Source organism: Halorubrum ejinorense (genome assembly GCF_039522565.1).
Lineage (GTDB): Archaea > Halobacteriota > Halobacteria > Halobacteriales > Haloferacaceae > Halorubrum > Halorubrum ejinorense.
The window spans coordinates 219,371-235,920 of sequence record NZ_BAAADQ010000002.1 but is presented as its reverse complement, the minus strand read 5'-3'; the positions used below and the strand labels follow the sequence as shown (position 1 = coordinate 235,920).

Here is a 16,550-nt window from a genome sequence, read left to right as displayed (position 1 = left end):
CAACCCGTTTTACGCGCCCGACCGCACATCGGTCAATGACTGACCCGGTTCCGGTCGCCGTCCCCCGGAAGGGACGCCCGCTCGAGGCCGTCTTAGAGCGGTTCGCGGCCGTCGCGGAAGCCGACCGCCTCGACCGCCTCGCGGACGGCGTGAGCAACACGCTCCGGTACGAGAAGGCCGTCACGAAGGGATCGGTCGACGCCGACGACGGACCGTACGAGCGACTCGCGGAGTACTCGGACCCCGCGACACCGGCGGAACCGGAGTTCACCCTGATGCGCGACGACCGGAACGGGAAACCGCGCAGAATCGTCTTCGACGCGGCGACGGTCGATCTGGGCGACGTGACCGTCAAGCTCGTCGGTCGCGAGGAACCGTTCCGGGCGCTTCGAACCCACGAGTTCGCGCTGGGATTCGACTCGGCCGACCTCGTCTTAGAGGAGGTCGTCGGAATCAGAGGCGCCGGCCTCGGCGACATTGCCGACATCAACGACCGGATCGACCCCGTCGACACCGACGTGCGCGTCGTCACCGGGCTCGGCGACACGGTGTATCACACCCTGATGGGGCGGGAAGACCGGCGAGCACCGAACACGACGTTCGACCGGGAGTACCTCGCCGACTACGAGGGACCGCTGTGTATCTCGCCGCGATACGAACGCCTCGTCACGGCCGTGCTGGGGACCGACGCGCTCGACGGCGTCGAGTTCGTCTATCCCGACCCGGACGAGGAGGAGGAGGCCGCCATCGCTCGGGTGGGCCTCGGCGTCTACCTCACGGTGACGGGGACGACGGCTCGCGAACACGGGCTGGCGGTCGGTGAACACCTCTTCCCCAGTGAGACGGTCTTGATGCGTAACGCGGCCGAGACGGACGAATCGGTCTCCACCGTCCTCCGAGCCCTCGAACGGGAGACCACCGACTCAGAAATTCGCGTCTGACTCGGAGAGCGTATAGCGGAATAAGATATACTCGTCGGCACTGTGGTACGCTCGGTACGGACGAGTTCCGGGAGCCGAGTCGACAGGAAGCGACTTCGTCGGTTCGGACGGATCTCTGCTCCCGTCTATCACCTCCCCGACTCGATGACGGGCGCTCGCGATCGCGACTCAGAGTTGAGCGAGTCGCGCGGACCGATATCGATTCCGACCCCCTAGATGCGACGCGAACAGGTATGTATTATATCTGGATTTCTAGTACCCGTTTGCCTCAACTGAGGCCCCATAAATAGAGATAAATATTCGATGCGGCGGCTTCTGCGGCACCTTACACGAAGATAAGTGACCTTATCCCGAAATCTGGGATACATTGAAGTCGGACCCGCAAGAACCGTTGACCAAGACAGATGGGAGGCGATCGACAGTCGGTGAAAACCTACGTGCCGGCGGAACAGAAGGAAGTGTGGCGCGACCACGCAGACGAGCTCGGCATGTCACTCAGCGAGTTCGTCAGGACGATGGTCCAAGGCGGACGCAGGGGGTTCGCCCCGGGCGAAACGGAGTCGGAAACGGAACCCACATCCGAGGGCTCTACCCCCGGGGGTCGCGACCTCGAAAGACGTGTCCGCGCGGCTCTCGAATCCGGCCCTCGTTCGTGGGACGAACTCGTCCAGGCGGTCGTCGGAGACGTGGAAGACGATTTGGAGCAGACGCTCGACGACCTCCAGGATCGAAACCGCGTTCGGTACAGCGGCCGAGACGGGGGGTACGTGTTGACCGATGAGTAGCGCGAGGGCGGATCCCGATCCCGACGACCCGGTCGGCTACTTCCTCGAAGACCTCACCTACCACGGGAAAACGGATCGGACCAGAGAGGCGTACGAACGCGTCCTCCGGCGGTTCGAGAGGTTCCTAGAGACCACGGAACCGAGCGGTGCGACCCACCGGGACTGTATGTCGTTCGTCCACTCCTTGCGAGGAGAGGTCGCCGACAGCACCGTTGCCACGTACGCGGCGTATCTCCACCGGTTCTACGGGTACATGACGGAGGTGGGCGCGTTCGAGGGGAATCCGATGACGCTCGTGATGGAGGAGATGGACGAGACCGTCGACAAGGACCCGGCCCGCCGCGACGTCTCGATTCCGGCGATGCGGTCGTTCGTCGGCGACATTCGACATCCGCTTCACCGTGCGCTCGTGGTGACGCTTTTGAAGACCGGCATGCGGGTCGGCGAGCTGTGTAATCTCGACTTGCGGGACGTATCGGTCGCCGACTCGGAACTCGAAGCCGCGTACCCGCTCGGCGGGCGCCCGGCGCTGTCCGAGCGACCGGACTCCCTCTTCGTGACCGCCGAGGCGACCGTCGGGGAGGAACTGAACGGCGAGGTCCGCACGGCAGCCAACAAGCGCAAGCGCGGGACGGTGATCCCGGTCGACGACGAACTGCGCCGGACCCTGAAGGCGTGGCTCGCGGTCCGACCGGACGTACCGTCACCGGCAGAGCCGCTGTTCGTCGGTACCGCGGACGGGTGGGGTGAGCGCTTGGAACCGCAGGCGGTCAGACACGTCGTCGAGCGGTACGCGCGCGACGAGGGGTGGTATCGGACGGGTGGCGGCGCCGACGAGAACGTCACCCCACACTACTTTCGCCACTTCTTCACGACACACCTCCGCGACCGAACCGGTGACCGCGGCGTGGTGAAATACCTCCGGGGCGACGTCGCGGACGACGTGATCGACACGTATACACACAACTGGGGGGACCAAGTCCGAGAGACCTACGAGGCGAACGTCTACCGGCTCGGGGTGTGAGGTCGACGAGTAGCGCGAGTGATGAGATAATTTACCATAATTATCGGATAGGAGGTCGTCGGATAGCGAACGCGTAAACTGTATGCCGCTATATAGAGTTGGCGGGCCCTCCGAACGCGACGGCCGGGTCCTCAAAGGGGGTGACGAGGCCCGGCTCTTCGGTTTCGTTTCGGACGGCGACCCGAGTCGGTACTTCGCACGGAGAGCGCCTTCGCGGATACTCGCCGTAAGCCGGGATGGTAGAACCGTCCGGCCGATTGCTCAGGCGGAGTTGTGGTGAAGAGGCCGACCTACTCCATCCCTGTCATTTGGATGCCCTCGACCAGTGACCTGTCGATGTCGTCGTACTCGAGCGTTCGCCCACCGTGATCGTCCGCGAACGTTTCAGCCTCACCGTCGTCGGAGAACGGCAGAAGCTCCGGTCCCATCCCTCCCATCACGTCCGTTTCGACGGCGTAGGTGAGCCCGGTCGCATCGGCGAAGGTCTCCGGTGCGGTCGGCGCCGGCATCTTCTTCCGTTCCGTTCCGTCGGGGATCTTCCAGTCGACGCGAGAGTAGTCCGTGACGTAGATCGCGGTCGCCTCCGCACCGTCGGCCACCATGTCGAAGTGATACGGAAAGAGCCCGTGCGCGAGCGTGTGGAACCAAGCGAGGTGTGCGGTGTCCTCACCGTCTTCGGCGGGTCCCTGTCTGGGTTCCGGGCGTGCGTCGGCGTAGAAGACCTGGCCGTTCGGTCCGCCGTGGTCTCCGATCACCATTCCCCCCTGGTAGTCCGTCTTTTGACCCGACAGATCCACGGGTTCGGGAGCCGAGTCGGGAGAGCCGCCGAGACAACCGGCGAGACCTATCGCGACTCCGGTACCGATCGCGTGAACGGTGTGTCGACGCGATACCGAGCGCTGGCCGAACTCGAGACCCATACGCGACAGTTCGACCACGCACCGAATACCATTCTGGTGCGGCCGTCGAACGCCGTCCGCGTATCGAGGCGAGCGACCCGCGTGTCAGTGGCCCATCCCGCCGAGCGGCTGGTAGTGCGGGAACATCGGATGCGGGAGGTGTACGCCGAGCGCCATCAGTCCGTGCGCGAACAGTACGTACCCCAGTATGACGAACGCGACACCGAGCAGCCGGTGGACGCGACGCCGGTGCGCGACGTCGACCGACTGGATGACCGTTCCGTAGAGGAAGACGGCGGGAATCGTCCCGATGCCGAGGGCGCCGAGAGCGACCCCGCCGGTGATCGGGGAGCCGCTCGCGAAGGCGAACAGGTACGCGGGGTACAGCATCGGGCAGGGAAGAAGCGCGTGAACGGCGCCGAGGCCGACGATGCCCGGGCTGTTCACGTGACGGTGAACCCTCGCCGCGAGCCACGACGTTACGCGCTGGACGCCGGGGATTCGGATATCGCCCCCGCTTCCCCCGATGACGTACCGAGCCCCGGTCAGTACGATAAATCCGCCCACCGCGAGGCCGACGGTACCTCGCAGGAGGTCGGCGATCGGCGTCAGCTGGTCGGCGGTGACGAACACGGCGCTCCCGACCGCGCCGAAAACGGACCCGAGAACGGCGTACGTCGTCGCCCGTCCGACGTTGAACAGGAAGTGTTGTCGAACTTCGTAGGTCGTGAGATGACCGGCACGCCCGTCGGTGACCGACGCGGTTCCGCCGTCTGGCTGCGGCGTCATCTGTTTCGAGTACAGCGTGACGAGCGGGCCGCACATCCCGATACAGTGTGCGCCCCCGAGGACGCCGATGACGACGAACAACACGACGTCGATCCGGAAGATCGATTCGATCATAGGTAGTATCGACCCCTGTTCGGTTTCTGTCGTCTGGTGCGATCTTCGACGGACGAACCCGGTCACGCCTCGCGACGAGTGCCGGGGTGCGGCACTCCGTGAACCCCGGAATCACGCGCGTTCGAGAGTCACACCAGATTCGATAAGTCATCGCGGAGCGACGCGACCGTGTGGCAGTTTTCGCACGCGACGACGACCGGTCACGGCGCGTTCGGCTCGCGGTCGCCGCGGTCATGGCCCTCGGCGTGGTCGCGACCGCGGGCGCGTTCGTCGCCGATCCTGCCGAGTCGGCCCCCGATCCGGTGGCGTACGACGACACCACGGAGCTCGGACTCTCCGCAGAGGGCGACGAGGTAATGGCCGGAAACGCGACGATCCCGCGGACGCAGGTGTTCTACTCGCAGCTACAGTACGTCGTCGGATACAACGGGATCGGCTCGTTCACGGCGTCGCTGTCGGACGGGCGGACCGAGCGTCAGTTCGGCTATCCGCTCGTCGCGTACGTCGAGACCTTCGATCACCGAAACCCCGAAACGACCGATGACGGGCTGTTCGCGGCGACCGGAGCCGGCGGATGGACCCCGGTCGATGCGGCGTACTACGTCGTCGGCAGCGACGCCCACACGCCGGCCGGCGAGGCCGTGATTCCCTTTCGAAGCCGAGCGGCCGCCGAGTCGTTCGCCGACGCTCACGGCGGGGGAGTGGTCGGGTGGGAGTCGGTCCGCGACCGCTCGTTCGACGTCGACTCGGCGGCGGCGGTGCGCTCGCTCGCACCGGGCCGGTGGCGGGCGGCCGACGATCGGATCGCCGAGGCGGAACGAACCGCCGACCGCCCGGTTTCGGTGATCGTCGGCGAGGACGCGCCGTCGATCGACGCGGCGGTCGCGGCGGCACCGTCGAACTCGACGGTCGTCGTCCCGGAGGGCGTGTATCACGAGACGGTAACGGTCAACGAGTCCGTGACCATCACCGGGGACGGCGCACGGATCAGCGGCGACGGCAACGGATCGGTCATCACCGTTCGCGCGGCTAATGTCGCTATTCAGGGACTCCGGATCGACGGTGTCGGAAACCGGACGCGAGATCCGGAGGCGGCGGGCGACTCCGGAGACGGGGAGAGCGAGGCGTGGGACGCGTACATCCAGAGCGGATACGGTGGCGGTGACGCCGGGATCAAAGCGATCGACGCGCCGGGGCTCGTCGTCGACGACGTCGCGATCGAAACGAACGCGAGCGGGCTCCTGTTGCGAGAGGGATCGCACGCGGTCGTCCGTGACCTCCGCGTCGACGGATCTGACACGTGGCAAGACGGGTTCATGGGGCTTACCGGGATGGAGTCGCGTGTAACCGTGACCGACAGCCGATTCGAGGGCGGTCGCGACGGGATCTACCTCCACCGCGCGGACGGCTCGATCGTCCGGAACTCGACGTTCACGAACAACCGGTACGGCGTCCATCTCATGTACACCGGCGACGCGCTGGTCGCGGACAACACCGTTCGCAACGAGCTGTTCGCGGGGGTCACGGTGATGACCCGGCCCTCGGGGAACGCGATCGTCGGCAACGACGTGCGCGACTCCGGTGCGGGGATTCAGTCCTCGGGGACGCGGACGTACGTCGCGTACAACACGCTCGTCGACAACGAACTCGGCTTCTCGACGAGCGCGCGCGGGTCCCTGTACGAACGCAACGTGGTCGTCGGAAACGAGCTCGGCGCGCGTGCGACGACGATCGTCCCGTCGAGTCGCGTCGTCGCGAACGACTTCGTCGGAAACGACGACCACGCCGCCGCCGGTGCGGGCGCGCTCCGCGTCTGGGCGGACGGTGATCGCGGTAACTACTGGGAGGGGGCGAACGTCGGGCCGCGCTCGTCCGACGAGCGAGCGTACCGTCCGACGTCACCGGTCGACGCCGCGCTCCACCGCGAGGCCGCGGCCGTCACCCTGCGAGAGTCGCCCGCAGCGGTCCTGCTCGACCGACTCCGCGGTACCGTTCCCGGTGCCCGCTCCGGGAGTATTATCGACCCGGCGCCCGCGTCTGAGCCGTACGCCCCCGAACGAATCGACGCGGTGACGGGCCCCGGCTCCGAACGCGCAGGGCCGCTCCACGCGGACTGGCGCGCCGAACTCGGACCGCCAGATGAACGAGAGGCGGCTCACTCGAACACGACCGTCCGAGAGTCGACGAATCAGGGGACTACCGCGGAGTCGAGAGGGCACCGATGACAGAGAGCGCGCTCGCCGAAGTCGTCGGCGTGACCCGGACCTACGGCGGGATCCCGGTTCTCGACGACGTCTCGCTTTCGATCGGTTCAGGCATCACCGCCGTCGTCGGGCCGAACGGCTCCGGGAAATCCACCCTGCTCGGCGTTCTCGCGGGAGCGGTCGAACCGACCGCCGGGGCGGTGCGGTACGCCCACGGGGGCGGAGGTGGCGCTGACACCGGCAAGCGGATCGGCTACCTTCCGCAGGGGGTACCGCTCCGCGGCGAGTTAACGGCCCGCGAAACGCTCGGCTTCTACGCGGCGCTCGTCGGTGACGAACCCGACGCGGCGCTGGCGGACGTCGGACTGGCCGACGCGGGCGACAGACGCGTCTCGGCGCTTTCGGGCGGGATGCGGCGTCTACTCGGGGTCGCGCAGGCGACGCTCGGCGAACCGGCGGTCGCGGTGCTCGACGAGCCGACGAGCGGGCTCGACCCGGAGATGCGCGAGCGGACGTTCCGGGCGGCGGCGACTCGCGCGAGCGACGACACCGCCGTCGTCGTCAGCTCCCACGACCTCGACCTCGTCGACGCGTACGCCGACGACCTCGTCGTTCTCGATCGCGGCCGAGTGGCCGCCGCGGGGGCCCGCGATCGCTTGCTTATCGACCACGGGGTCGACGACGTGGAGAGCCTGTACCGCGTCGTCGTCGGTGACGGATCTGGCGCCGAAAGCGACGGCGAAACCGGTGGCACAGACGGCGACCGTGGTGTCGCCCACACGGACGAGACCGCTTCGGAGTCGCTCCACGTCACGGGGGTGTCGGACCGATGAGTCGGTTCCTCGCGGGCGTCGGGACCGTGTTTCGTCGCGAACTGGTAACCGTTCGCAGGACTCCCGGCTACGCCGTGCTCGCGGTCGGACTTCTCGTCGTACTCGGTGGTCTCGTCGCGGTCGGCGGAGGCGGGGAGACCGGTTTCGTGCCGGCCGTGGTCGACCTGCTGCTCCCGTCGGAGGTGCTCGTCCCGCTTCTCGGTGTGGCGCTCGGGTACCGTGCCCTGCTCACCGACGGCGCAAGCGGTGAGTTCGTCGTTATCCGGACCTACCCCGTAAGCACCACCGGCTACGTTCTCGGCGTGGTACTGGCGCGGACGGCCGCGCTCGTGGCGGTCGTCGGTCTCCCGTTCGCCCTCATCGGGCTGTTCGTCTGGCTGACCGCGGCGCCGGAAACGGGAATATTCGCGACCCACAGCGGAGTGGACTCGCCGCTCCTGTTCGTGCGGTTCGTCGCGTTCGTTCTCCTCCTCGGGGCAGCGTACCTGTCGCTGTCGGCGGCGGTATCGGCGCTGGCGTCGAGCCGCCGGAGCGCGGTCGCGATCGGTCTCCTCACGCTGCTCGCCGGCGTCATCGGTGGTGACCTCGCGATCCTCCGGTCGCTGGCGGGCGGCGCCTCCCCGGGCGGCATCGCCGAATCGCTCGCTTTGACCCCGAACGGGGCGTTCCGCGGACTGGTCTTCGAACACGTCATCGGTGTCGCCTTCGCCCCCGACGAGCGGTTCATCGGGACGGGCCGCGCGCTCGGCTCACTACTCGGCTGGATCCTCGCCGGGACCGCAACCGCAGTGGCGACGTTCGCGTACGCCCCGCAGATCGATGTCGTCGCCGAGCGAGTCCACGAGCGGTTCAGCGGCTAGGCGAGCGAGACGAAACGCGACCGTTCGCCCGACGACCACCGCCCGTTCAGTCAGAGGCAGCGTCGTTGCCGACCGATCCCGGCGCATGCGTGTACACCGTGTAGAGGACGATCGCCGCGATCAGGAAATCGAGGCTATGCCCCACGAAATGGTGGATCGGCATCGGTACGATACCGAAGATCGTTCCGGCGCCCACGACCGATCGGAACAACAGCACGCCGACCGCGACGGCGATCAATCGGTACTGCGTTTCTCGCCGTCGACGATACGCGACGACGCTGACGGCGAAGAGGATCCCCGTGCCCACTCCGGCGACGAGCGCGATCGTGAGAAGCAGTAGCGACCCCTCTACGGACCACCCATCGATCACGGACAGCAGGAGGCCGATCGGCCGCGTCACAACGGCTATTGAACCCGGACGAATAAGAAAACGACCCTTCGACCGGGCCGTGGGGTTCCGAACCGGTCTCTCGGCCGAGATCGCGGTTTCGCCGGTTCCCAAGCAGGGATAACGAACGCGTACGCTTTATTCGGGTACCGGTTACGGCCACCGATCACAGATGTCGGACACCCGGACCCAGATTCGACGCCACGTTCGCGACACTCCCGGTGTCCACTTCAACCAGGTCGGCCGCGATCTCGATATCGCGACCGGACAAGTACAGTACCACCTCCGCCGTCTCGTGCGTAACGACGAACTCGCGGTCGAGCGGATCGGCGGCCGCACGCACTACTTCGACCCGTCGTTTGACCCGTGGGAACGACGGGCGCTCGCGTTCCTCAGACGCGAGACGCCCCGCGAGATCATCGTCCGGCTTCACGCCGACGGCCCGAAGCGACCGAAGGCGCTCGCGAGCGATCTCGACCTCGCACGGAGCACGATCTCTTGGCACGTCTCGACGCTCGCCGAGAACGGAATCGTCGAGAAGTCCGACGATCGCCCGATGACGCTCGCGTTGAACCGTCCGGACCGCACGGCCGAACTGCTGGGAGTAGTGTCGCCGTCGCTACCGGACCGCCTCGTCGATCGGTTCGTCCGGACCGTCGACGAGCTCTTCGACTGACCGCCGTCTCGGCAGGTCGAACACACGCGCAGATCGGACACAGCGTGCGCATTCGGGGGTCACACCAGACGCCTCAAGTCCTCAGATCTACCACGGTAGCACATGGACCGACGGACGTTCTGTAAATCGGCCGGAGCCCTAGGCGCGACCATCGGTACCGCCGGTTGTCTCGGCGTGCTCGGTGACGGCGGTGCCGACGGAACCGTTCTCAGTCCGCCCGAACAGGATCTGAGCGAGGCCGTACACCCGAGCTACGGCGACGAGATGCCTCAGTTCACCGTTCCGGACCCGATCACGAACGAAGAGATTTCGAGCGGCGAATATGAGGGCGAGCGGGCCGTCCTGTGGACGTCGTTTTACACGAACTGCCCGGACGGCGTCTGTCCCGCGCTCATTCTCCGGCTCCGTCGCGCACAGGCGGCCGCCGCCGAGGGTGGATACGCCAACGAGACCGCGTTCTTCGCGCAGACGTTCGATCCCGAGCGCGATACCGCGGGCGTGCTCCGTGAGTACGCCGGCCGGCAGGGTGTGAACCTCGATGCGGGCAATTGGCACTTCCTCCGCCCCGAGAGCTACGAACGAGGCCAAGAGCTGCTAGACGAGAACTTCGGGCTCGTGATCGAGAAGGCGCCGGCCGATCAGTCTGACGACCTCGAGTACCGGTTCCCGCACTACGGGCTGATCCTCCTCGCAAACAAGCAGGGAATCGTTGAGCGCGCGTACCCGAGAGGCCCGCGGACGGACATCGAACGCCTCGTCGCCGATGTCGAACGTGTAGCCACCGCATGAGATCCGCTCTGCGCCGAACGGTAGTCGCCGAACGTATCCTTCTGAGCCGTTCCCGACGAGCAGGCACAGACTAGATAGATCCGTCGAAGCGGTGCCGAACCGCTTTCGGGGCCTGAGGAGCCTGGGCGAATCACCCCGCAGTCGGACGGCGTGTCGGAGCGGCATGCGCCCCGTTCGACCGCAACCACCGATTTCACGCCGGACAGATAGGAGTGTGACGCCGGTATCCCGTCTCTCGTCGGGGAGACCGTGTCACTCATGTCGCCGCAGCGACATCGGCTAGACGACGAATGGCGCTCCTCGAAGTGACCGCCCTCACCGGCCTTTCGGTCATCGCCGGAACGGCGGTCGTCGCCCTCCTCTGTATCGGGCCCCGACAGCTGTCTCGCGCGATGACTGACGTGGACGACCGGCTCCGAGACATCGCCCCGTACCTCGGAGCGGCGCTCGCGCTGCTCGCGGTCAAGCAGATCACACAGGGGTATCGAATCCGCCTCTCACGCGCGCTCGATTGGAACATCACCGACGAACTGTACGCCCTCGAAGGCGAGTTCGTGGCGACGCTCCAGGGGCTGACTCCGGAGGCGACGCTGGAGTTCTTCACGGTGAGCTACATGGTCGGGTTCGCGTTCCTCCTCGTCGCGGCACCGGTGACGTACCTCCTCTCGGCCGGGAGCGGACAGCGGCGTCTGAAGGAACTGCTCGTCGCGTACATGCTCAACTACGCGGTCGGGACGGTCTGTTACACGCTGTTCGTCTCGTACGGCCCGCGGAACTACTTGGAGACGGTGTCGGGGTTGATGTACAGCGTCTACCCGCAGACGCAGGACCTCACCGCGGCGGTCGCCTCCAACACGAACGTCTTCCCGTCGCTTCACACGTCCCTCTCCGTGGCGGTCCTGACCGTCGCGTGGCGCTCGCGACGGACGCACCCCCGGTGGACGCCCGTGGCCGCGGTCGTCGCGGCCGCCGTGGTGTTCTCGACCATGTACCTCGGTATCCACTGGCTGGTGGACGTGGTCGCCGGCGTCGCACTGGGCGTCGGATCGGTGTCCGCCGCGGTACGGATCGTGAGCCGAGTGGAGGCGTCGCAGTCGACGCCGACTCGCGGCGGGGGCGATCCGGCCGGCCAGATCGGCGGCGACGACTGAGCGCCGTCCCGGCGTCGGCCGACGCACGGCCCTGAATCACCGATTCGACCACACCGAAAACGCTAGTCGACTGGCCGGACGCTCGTCTCCGGAACTACCACGAAAAGGCCGACGCTGGGAGGCGCGGTGACCGCGGCGGAAACGGGAAACAGCGGGCCCCGACGGGCCTGCGATCACTCCTCGTCGAGGAGGCTCTCGACGAGGTCCTCGGGGTCGAACCGAGTGATGTCGTCGTACCCCTGTCCGGTCCCGAGGAAGAGAATCGGCTTGCCGGTGACGTACGCGACGGAAATGGCGGCACCGCCCGAGGAGTCGGCGTCCGCCTTCGTGAGTATCGCGCCGTCGATAGCGGCGGCGTCGTCGAACTCCTTCGCGCGGTTGACCGCGTCCTGTCCCGCGACCGCCTCGTCGACGAACAGCGTCATATCCGGGGCGACGACGCGGTCGATCTTCTCCAGTTGCGACATCAGGTCGTCGCTCGTGTGGAGCCGTCCCGCCGTGTCGCCCAAGACGACGTCGACGTCGTTCGCCTCGGCGTACTCGACGGCGTCGTAGATGACCGCCGCCGGGTCGCCGCCCTGGTCGTGGCTGATCAGGTCGCGGCCGAGCCGGTCGGCGTGTTCGCGGATCTGTTCGTTCGCGCCCGCCCGGTAGGTGTCACCGTTCGCGAGCACGGTGGAGTAGCCGCGGTCCCCGAGCCACTCGGAGAGCTTCGCGATGCTCGTCGTCTTCCCGACGCCGTTGACGCCGGTGAAGACGATGGTGACCGGCTTGTCCGCCTCGGCGATCCGCCCTTCGAAGTCGAACTGCCCGACCGCGATGACGTCCAAGAGCGCGTCGTGGAGCGCCGACTCGACGAGTTCGCCGGTCGTTTCGACCTGCTTGCGGGACTCGCCGAGCATGCTCTCGCGGACGCTATCGAGGATCTCCTCGGCGACGCTCATCTCCACGTCGCTCTCGAGGAGCGCCATCTCGAGGTTCCACAGCGGCTCCTCTAGGTCCTCCTCCTCGATGATGATCCGACCGGTCGCGAACGCCTTGGCCCGCTGGAACGTGCTCGGCTCGTCGGATTCGGCGTCGCTTTCGCCGTCGGAATCGTCGCTTTCGGCGGCCGCGACGGCGTCGCCGCCCGAGGACGAGTCGTCGGTTGCGGCGTCGCTCTCGGAGGGCGCCGATTCGGCCGGCGCCTCGTCGTCGGCCTCGGTCGACTCTTCGACGTCCTCGCGGAAGCCGGAGAGCTTGTCTTTCAGTCCGTCGAACACGGTCTGATCCCCGTCTTACTCCTCTTCGTCCTGAGCCTGCTGCATCTGCTGCATCTGCTGTTGTTGCATCTGCTGTTGCATCTGCTGGGCCTGCTGTTCGAGCTCGCTGCTCTCGGTTTCGAGCTCGTCGACTTCCCCTTCCGTCTCCTCGATGCGCTCGTCGAGCGCCTCCTGTTTGCTTCGGAGGACGTCGATCGCGTCGTCTTGCTCCTGCTCCGCGGAGTAGTTCCCGCCGAGCGAGACGATGACCTCGTCGATGTCCTGAACTTCCGCGCGGAGGTACGCGCCGCCGCCGAGCGGAACCTGAACCGTCGAGCCGGTCTCGAGGGTCTCGATGGCCTCGATGGCGTCGTCGATGTCCGCCTGCTCCTCGCGGAGGTCAGCGATCTCGGCTTCGAGCTCTTCGATCTCCTCGTCGAGGGCCTGAAGCTCCTGGGAAAGCTGCTGGAGCTGCTGTTGTCCGCCACCCATCATGCTTCGGACACCTCCTCGATATCGATCTGGGTGCGCTTGCGGTTGTGCTGGCTCCCGACCGTGGTGTAGATCCGCTCGCGGGCGAGGTCCTCGTTTTCCGCCTCAACGTCCTTCGTGAACGGCTGGTCGCCGTCTCGGCTCTGGAACCGTCCACTCACCGTGTAGGTACTCATGTTCCCCGATCCGGCAGGCACAGGGAAGTATCTTCCTAAAAAGCGACAGCCCCCTCTGTCGCCGCAGACGCCGCTCTCAGCCTGTCACCGACGTGAGGCTCACCCCGTGAGGTCGGCGCGACGGAAGCGAACGACGGAGAGCGCGACGAGGCCGACCGCCGCCGCGAGGAGGACCGCCGCACCCGTCGCGTCGTACTCGCCCGTGACGAGGACGGCGGAGGGGTCGTAGTGCGCCGTCGGGCTGAGGTCCCCGAACCCTGCGTAGTCGGTGCTCGCGACGAGCGACTCGAACATGAACAGGCCGAACAGCGCGCCGAGCGCGACGCGCTGGGCGACTCCCGGCCGCGAGACGAACGTCGACACCGCGAGGCCGAGCGCGACGCACGTCAGGTGGTACGGCACCGCGAGCGCGTGGACCGCGACGAGCCGTTCGACCGCGATCGTCTCACCGACCGCGAGGACGCCGACGTACGCGACGACAGGGAGGACGACGTTCAACAGCGCGACGAGCGGTACCAGTCCGAGGAACCGCCCGATCACGACGTCGCGGCGCGCGACCGGCGCCGACAGTGTGAGATCCATCCGCCCGGACGCGACATCGGCGGAGATGGTCCCACCAGCGAGGTACGCGAGGTAGAGGCCGACCAACAGCAGCCACGCGAACTGGTAGAACTCCACCGCGAGGAACCCCTCGATAGAGGAGAAGGCGACGATCCCGAACGCCTCCCGAAACGCCGGCGGCAGCGCCTCGACGTAGGCGTCGAGGTCGATGCCCGCGGTCGACAGCGACGGGTAGAAGGCGAGGAACAGGAGGAGGAACGCGGAGAGCAGCCCCGTCAACACAAGGGACCCACGGGCGCGTCCCGCCGCGTCGTACCGGGCGATGGCGAGCCACGGCGCCGGTCGGTCGCTCATCGCTCGTCACCTCCGGAGTCCGCGACCGCGTCCGCGGGCGCCGCGTTCGAGGGCGCGTCGCCGCCGCCCGTCCCGCCGCCTCGGTTGCCTCCGCCGCGACCGGTCGGCCCCGGAACGTCGCCGTCGTAGAACGTCATGAACGCCTCTTCGAGCGGGGCGTCGACGACGTCGAGGTCGCGCACGGTGTACCCCGAGAGCAGGTCGATCAACGCGTCGTACTCGCCGGTCCACGTGAACGAGACGGTCTCGCCGACGCGGAGGTTCATGATGCCGCGACGCTCGAAGTCGGCGTGCTCGACGTCCTCGGCGACCCGGAGGCGAACCTGCTTGCCGCCGCGCGACCGGAGTTCGGAGACGGACTCGACCGCGACGAGGTGGCCCTCGCGGAGGACGCCGACGCGGTCACAGAGCGCGGCCACCTCGCCGAGGACGTGCGAGGAGAGGAGCACGCTCGCCCCGTCGTCGACGCGTTCGCGCACCAAGGCGGCGAACTCCTCTTGGAGCAGCGGGTCGAGCCCGGAAGTCGGTTCGTCGAGCAACAGCAGGTCCGGGTCGTGCATGAACGCCGCCACGAGCGCCACCTTCTGACGGTTTCCCCGCGAGAGGTCGGCGATGCGCCGCGACTCGTCGAGACCGAACCGGTCGACGAGGTCGGCGCGACTCGACTCGCCCCGGAGCGCCGCCTGATGGTCGAGGAACGCCCCAGCGGTGCGGTCGCGGTCGAGTCCCGGATCGCCGGGGAGGAACCCGATCCGCTCGCGGGCGCGACGCGACGCGACCGGGTCCGTCACGTCGTGGTCCAGCAGCGTTCCGCCGCCGCTCGTCGGCGACAGGAACCCCAACAGCGTGCGGATCGCGGTCGTCTTGCCCGCGCCGTTCGGGCCGAGAAACCCGAAGACTTCGCCGCGTTCGACGGTGAACGAGACGTCTTCGATCCCCCGGACGTCGCCGTAGTACTTGGAGAGCTTCCGACACTCGATGGCGGGCATACCGCCCACAACTCCGGTTCGGCTCTTAAAAACAGGCGATGACTGCGAGGAACGGCTCAGCGGTCGAGGCGCAGCGAACCGCCTCGAACCGGACGGAGACGGAGCGGCGGTGTGTCAGTCGATGAAGCCGAGCGTCTCCTCGATCCGGCCGAGTTCGGGGCCGGTCGTGTCCTCGCCGACGACGTACCCCTCGTCGGTGGCGACGAGGCCGGAGCCGACGAGCGGCGCGCCGTAGTTGATGGTGCCGAGGTCGGCGCGAACGTCGAGCGCCTCCTCGACGGCCTGGAGTTCGTCCTCTGTCGACTGGGGGTGACAGAGCACGCCCGTGTTGTTGGCGACCGCGGCGGTGCCGACGGTTCGAACGCCGCCGAGGTCGCCGCGAGTCACGGGGACGTCGAGGGCGTCTTTGATCGTCTGGATCGCATCGCGTGAGAGGTCCGGGTGGACGTACGCGCCGTAGTCGTTCGCGAGCACGACGTTTCCGGCGGCGTTGATCTCGCCGGGCAGCTCGCGCACCGGGACGCCGGCCGCGTCCGCGATCCGGTCCTTCTCGCGTTCGGTCGCGCGGGCGGAGACGAGGACGCCCTCCTCGTTGCCCGTCGCGAGCGAACCGACGGTGTTGGACCTCCCGACCGTCGTCAGCAGCGGCTCGGCGCCGAGTTCCGCCCCGAGGTCATCGGCGAGGGCCTCGTCGACGTCCGGCCGGATCAACAGGAGGTCGTCGACGGCGCGGGCGAACACGCCCACGTACGACGAGCCGGTGAAGGTCGCCCGTAACACGTTACTCTGCGTGCTCGGCCTCGACGACCGGTTCGCCGTCCTCGACGAACCGAGCCGCGCGGACCCGCACCGTGCTGGGCGGGTTCTGCCGCCCGTTCGTCCAGACCGCCTCGTTGACGGAGCCGTCGATGATGACCGCGTCCTCGTCGACGGAGAAGTGCTTCGCGAGGTGCTGGCGCGTGATCTTCATGGCGTAGTCGGCGCGCTGCTGGACGGGCTTCTCCTTGGCGTCGCGGAGCGGGACGGTGACGACGCGCTCCTCGAAGTCGTTCGTGGACATTTACTCGTCCAGGTCGTTCCGGCGCCAGTTGCGCCGCTTGGGGTTTCGCGTCACGTTCATGTCCGTCTTCATCATGACCCACGCGGGGACGCGGGTGTTCTGGCGCTCCGCCTTCGCCAGACGCTTCTTTTGAGCCTTCGACTTGTCTCCCATAGTGGCGCACACTTTCCACGGGGCGCATAAAACCCCTTCCATACGGGTCGCGCCCGAGCCGCCTGAATCGG

General features: G+C 67.3%; 20 protein-coding genes. 9 read left to right on the top strand and 11 right to left on the bottom strand.

What is annotated here, in order from left to right; genetic code table 11:
• Nucleotides 1-35 precede the first annotated feature (35 nt).
• The 3 genes from ABDZ89_RS03370 to ABDZ89_RS03360 all read left to right on the top strand — a co-directional run bounded on the left by ABDZ89_RS03370 (nt 36) and on the right by ABDZ89_RS03360 (nt 2,750).
• Entirely contained in the window at nt 36-941 is a 906-nt protein-coding gene (locus ABDZ89_RS03370) for a phosphoribosyltransferase HisG-related protein (protein ID WP_343776623.1), read from the top strand.
• A gap of 404 nt (nt 942-1,345) precedes the next feature.
• Nucleotides 1,346-1,726, top strand: a complete 381-nt coding sequence (locus ABDZ89_RS03365; protein ID WP_343776621.1) for a DUF5805 domain-containing protein — start codon at nt 1,346-1,348, stop codon at nt 1,724-1,726.
• On the top strand, nt 1,719-2,750 hold the full coding sequence (locus tag ABDZ89_RS03360; RefSeq protein WP_343776619.1) for a tyrosine-type recombinase/integrase: 1,032 nt from the start codon (nt 1,719-1,721) through the stop codon (nt 2,748-2,750). Before ABDZ89_RS03365 ends, ABDZ89_RS03360 begins: the two co-directional genes overlap by 8 nt.
• Nucleotides 2,751-3,040: 290 nt before the next feature.
• On the opposite strand, the gene ABDZ89_RS03355 is transcribed toward ABDZ89_RS03360, so the two are convergent.
• Both ABDZ89_RS03355 and ABDZ89_RS03350 read right to left on the bottom strand, forming a co-directional pair.
• On the bottom strand, nt 3,041-3,670 hold the full coding sequence (locus tag ABDZ89_RS03355; RefSeq protein WP_343776617.1) for a nitrous oxide reductase accessory protein NosL: 630 nt from the start codon (nt 3,668-3,670) through the stop codon (nt 3,041-3,043).
• Between the two features lie 84 nt (nt 3,671-3,754).
• Nucleotides 3,755-4,552: a sulfite exporter TauE/SafE family protein gene (locus tag ABDZ89_RS03350; RefSeq protein ID WP_343776615.1), complete on the bottom strand. Its 798-nt coding sequence runs from the start codon at nt 4,550-4,552 to the stop codon at nt 3,755-3,757.
• A gap of 170 nt (nt 4,553-4,722) precedes the next feature.
• Between ABDZ89_RS03350 and ABDZ89_RS03345 the strand changes: the two genes are divergently transcribed.
• The 3 genes from ABDZ89_RS03345 to ABDZ89_RS03335 are packed head-to-tail and all read left to right on the top strand — an operon-like array spanning nt 4,723 to nt 8,449.
• Nucleotides 4,723-6,777, top strand: coding sequence for a right-handed parallel beta-helix repeat-containing protein (locus ABDZ89_RS03345; protein WP_343776613.1), 2,055 nt, complete (start codon nt 4,723-4,725; stop codon nt 6,775-6,777).
• Entirely contained in the window at nt 6,774-7,589 is an 816-nt protein-coding gene (locus tag ABDZ89_RS03340; protein ID WP_343776611.1) for an ABC transporter ATP-binding protein, read from the top strand. The genes ABDZ89_RS03345 and ABDZ89_RS03340 overlap by 4 nt, the downstream gene beginning before the upstream one ends.
• On the top strand, nt 7,586-8,449 hold the full coding sequence (locus ABDZ89_RS03335) for a copper ABC transporter permease (RefSeq protein ID WP_343776609.1): 864 nt from the start codon (nt 7,586-7,588) through the stop codon (nt 8,447-8,449). The genes ABDZ89_RS03340 and ABDZ89_RS03335 overlap by 4 nt, the downstream gene beginning before the upstream one ends.
• Nucleotides 8,450-8,495: 46 nt before the next feature.
• Here the strand turns inward: ABDZ89_RS03335 and ABDZ89_RS03330 are convergent, their stop codons facing one another.
• On the bottom strand, nt 8,496-8,849 hold the full coding sequence (locus ABDZ89_RS03330) for a DUF7471 family protein (protein WP_343776607.1): 354 nt from the start codon (nt 8,847-8,849) through the stop codon (nt 8,496-8,498).
• A gap of 160 nt (nt 8,850-9,009) precedes the next feature.
• Between ABDZ89_RS03330 and ABDZ89_RS03325 the strand changes: the two genes are divergently transcribed.
• The 3 genes from ABDZ89_RS03325 (at nt 9,010) to ABDZ89_RS03315 (ending at nt 11,453) form a co-directional block, all read left to right on the top strand.
• Entirely contained in the window at nt 9,010-9,513 is a 504-nt protein-coding gene (locus ABDZ89_RS03325) for a winged helix-turn-helix transcriptional regulator (protein ID WP_343776605.1), read from the top strand.
• Between the two features lie 102 nt (nt 9,514-9,615).
• The gene (locus tag ABDZ89_RS03320) at nt 9,616-10,302 is read left to right on the top strand and encodes an SCO family protein (protein WP_343776603.1); all 687 of its coding nucleotides are present in this window, start codon (nt 9,616-9,618) and stop codon (nt 10,300-10,302) included.
• A gap of 290 nt (nt 10,303-10,592) precedes the next feature.
• Nucleotides 10,593-11,453, top strand: a complete 861-nt coding sequence (locus ABDZ89_RS03315; RefSeq protein ID WP_343776601.1) for a phosphatase PAP2 family protein — start codon at nt 10,593-10,595, stop codon at nt 11,451-11,453.
• Between the two features lie 173 nt (nt 11,454-11,626).
• Here ABDZ89_RS03315 and ftsY read toward each other — a convergent pair whose 3' ends face one another.
• The 8 genes from ftsY to ABDZ89_RS03275 form a co-directional block, all read right to left on the bottom strand.
• Nucleotides 11,627-12,715 carry a signal recognition particle-docking protein FtsY gene (gene ftsY / locus ABDZ89_RS03310; RefSeq protein ID WP_343776600.1) on the bottom strand — a complete coding sequence of 363 codons (1,089 nt, stop codon included), beginning with the start codon at nt 12,713-12,715 and terminating at the stop codon, nt 11,627-11,629.
• 15 nt (nt 12,716-12,730) lie between these two features.
• On the bottom strand, nt 12,731-13,186 hold the full coding sequence (gene pfdA, locus ABDZ89_RS03305) for a prefoldin subunit alpha (RefSeq protein WP_343776984.1): 456 nt from the start codon (nt 13,184-13,186) through the stop codon (nt 12,731-12,733).
• Nucleotides 13,186-13,362, bottom strand: a complete 177-nt coding sequence (gene rpl18a / locus ABDZ89_RS03300; RefSeq protein ID WP_004595730.1) for a 50S ribosomal protein L18Ae — start codon at nt 13,360-13,362, stop codon at nt 13,186-13,188. Before rpl18a ends, pfdA begins: the two co-directional genes overlap by 1 nt.
• A 99-nt stretch (nt 13,363-13,461) precedes the next feature.
• Nucleotides 13,462-14,277: an ABC transporter permease gene (locus tag ABDZ89_RS03295; RefSeq protein ID WP_343776596.1), complete on the bottom strand. Its 816-nt coding sequence runs from the start codon at nt 14,275-14,277 to the stop codon at nt 13,462-13,464.
• Nucleotides 14,274-15,266 (bottom strand): ABC transporter ATP-binding protein, encoded by a 993-nt coding sequence (locus tag ABDZ89_RS03290; RefSeq protein ID WP_343776594.1) that lies wholly within the window; start codon nt 15,264-15,266, stop codon nt 14,274-14,276. Before ABDZ89_RS03290 ends, ABDZ89_RS03295 begins: the two co-directional genes overlap by 4 nt.
• A gap of 114 nt (nt 15,267-15,380) precedes the next feature.
• A complete protein-coding gene (locus ABDZ89_RS03285; protein ID WP_343776592.1) occupies nt 15,381-16,046 on the bottom strand; it encodes a translation initiation factor IF-6 in 666 nt (221 codons plus the stop codon).
• 1 nt (nt 16,047) lies between these two features.
• On the bottom strand, nt 16,048-16,326 hold the full coding sequence (locus ABDZ89_RS03280) for a 50S ribosomal protein L31e (RefSeq protein ID WP_343776590.1): 279 nt from the start codon (nt 16,324-16,326) through the stop codon (nt 16,048-16,050).
• Complete coding sequence (locus tag ABDZ89_RS03275; protein WP_004050128.1) at nt 16,327-16,479, bottom strand: 50S ribosomal protein L39e; 153 nt, start codon at nt 16,477-16,479, stop codon at nt 16,327-16,329.
• Nucleotides 16,480-16,550: the final 71 nt, after the last annotated feature.

Excerpts from the sequence above, each read along its gene's own strand:
- ABDZ89_RS03370 (WP_343776623.1), top strand. The coding sequence starts at position 36 with ATGACTGACCCGGTTCCGGTCGCCGTCCCCCGGAAGGGACGCCCGCTC.
- ABDZ89_RS03365 (WP_343776621.1), top strand. The coding sequence starts at position 1,346 with ATGGGAGGCGATCGACAGTCGGTGAAAACCTACGTGCCGGCGGAACAG.
- ABDZ89_RS03360 (WP_343776619.1), top strand. The coding sequence starts at position 1,719 with ATGAGTAGCGCGAGGGCGGATCCCGATCCCGACGACCCGGTCGGCTAC.
- ABDZ89_RS03355 (WP_343776617.1), bottom strand. The coding sequence starts at position 3,670 with ATGGGTCTCGAGTTCGGCCAGCGCTCGGTATCGCGTCGACACACCGTT.
- ABDZ89_RS03350 (WP_343776615.1), bottom strand. The coding sequence starts at position 4,552 with ATGATCGAATCGATCTTCCGGATCGACGTCGTGTTGTTCGTCGTCATC.
- ABDZ89_RS03340 (WP_343776611.1), top strand. The coding sequence starts at position 6,774 with ATGACAGAGAGCGCGCTCGCCGAAGTCGTCGGCGTGACCCGGACCTAC.
- ABDZ89_RS03335 (WP_343776609.1), top strand. The coding sequence starts at position 7,586 with ATGAGTCGGTTCCTCGCGGGCGTCGGGACCGTGTTTCGTCGCGAACTG.
- ABDZ89_RS03325 (WP_343776605.1), top strand. The coding sequence starts at position 9,010 with ATGTCGGACACCCGGACCCAGATTCGACGCCACGTTCGCGACACTCCC.
- ABDZ89_RS03320 (WP_343776603.1), top strand. The coding sequence starts at position 9,616 with ATGGACCGACGGACGTTCTGTAAATCGGCCGGAGCCCTAGGCGCGACC.
- ABDZ89_RS03315 (WP_343776601.1), top strand. The coding sequence starts at position 10,593 with ATGGCGCTCCTCGAAGTGACCGCCCTCACCGGCCTTTCGGTCATCGCC.
- pfdA (WP_343776984.1), bottom strand. The coding sequence starts at position 13,186 with ATGGGTGGCGGACAACAGCAGCTCCAGCAGCTTTCCCAGGAGCTTCAG.
- rpl18a (WP_004595730.1), bottom strand. The coding sequence starts at position 13,362 with ATGAGTACCTACACGGTGAGTGGACGGTTCCAGAGCCGAGACGGCGAC.
- ABDZ89_RS03295 (WP_343776596.1), bottom strand. The coding sequence starts at position 14,277 with ATGAGCGACCGACCGGCGCCGTGGCTCGCCATCGCCCGGTACGACGCG.
- ABDZ89_RS03290 (WP_343776594.1), bottom strand. The coding sequence starts at position 15,266 with ATGCCCGCCATCGAGTGTCGGAAGCTCTCCAAGTACTACGGCGACGTC.
- ABDZ89_RS03280 (WP_343776590.1), bottom strand. The coding sequence starts at position 16,326 with ATGTCCACGAACGACTTCGAGGAGCGCGTCGTCACCGTCCCGCTCCGC.
- ABDZ89_RS03275 (WP_004050128.1), bottom strand. The coding sequence starts at position 16,479 with ATGGGAGACAAGTCGAAGGCTCAAAAGAAGCGTCTGGCGAAGGCGGAG.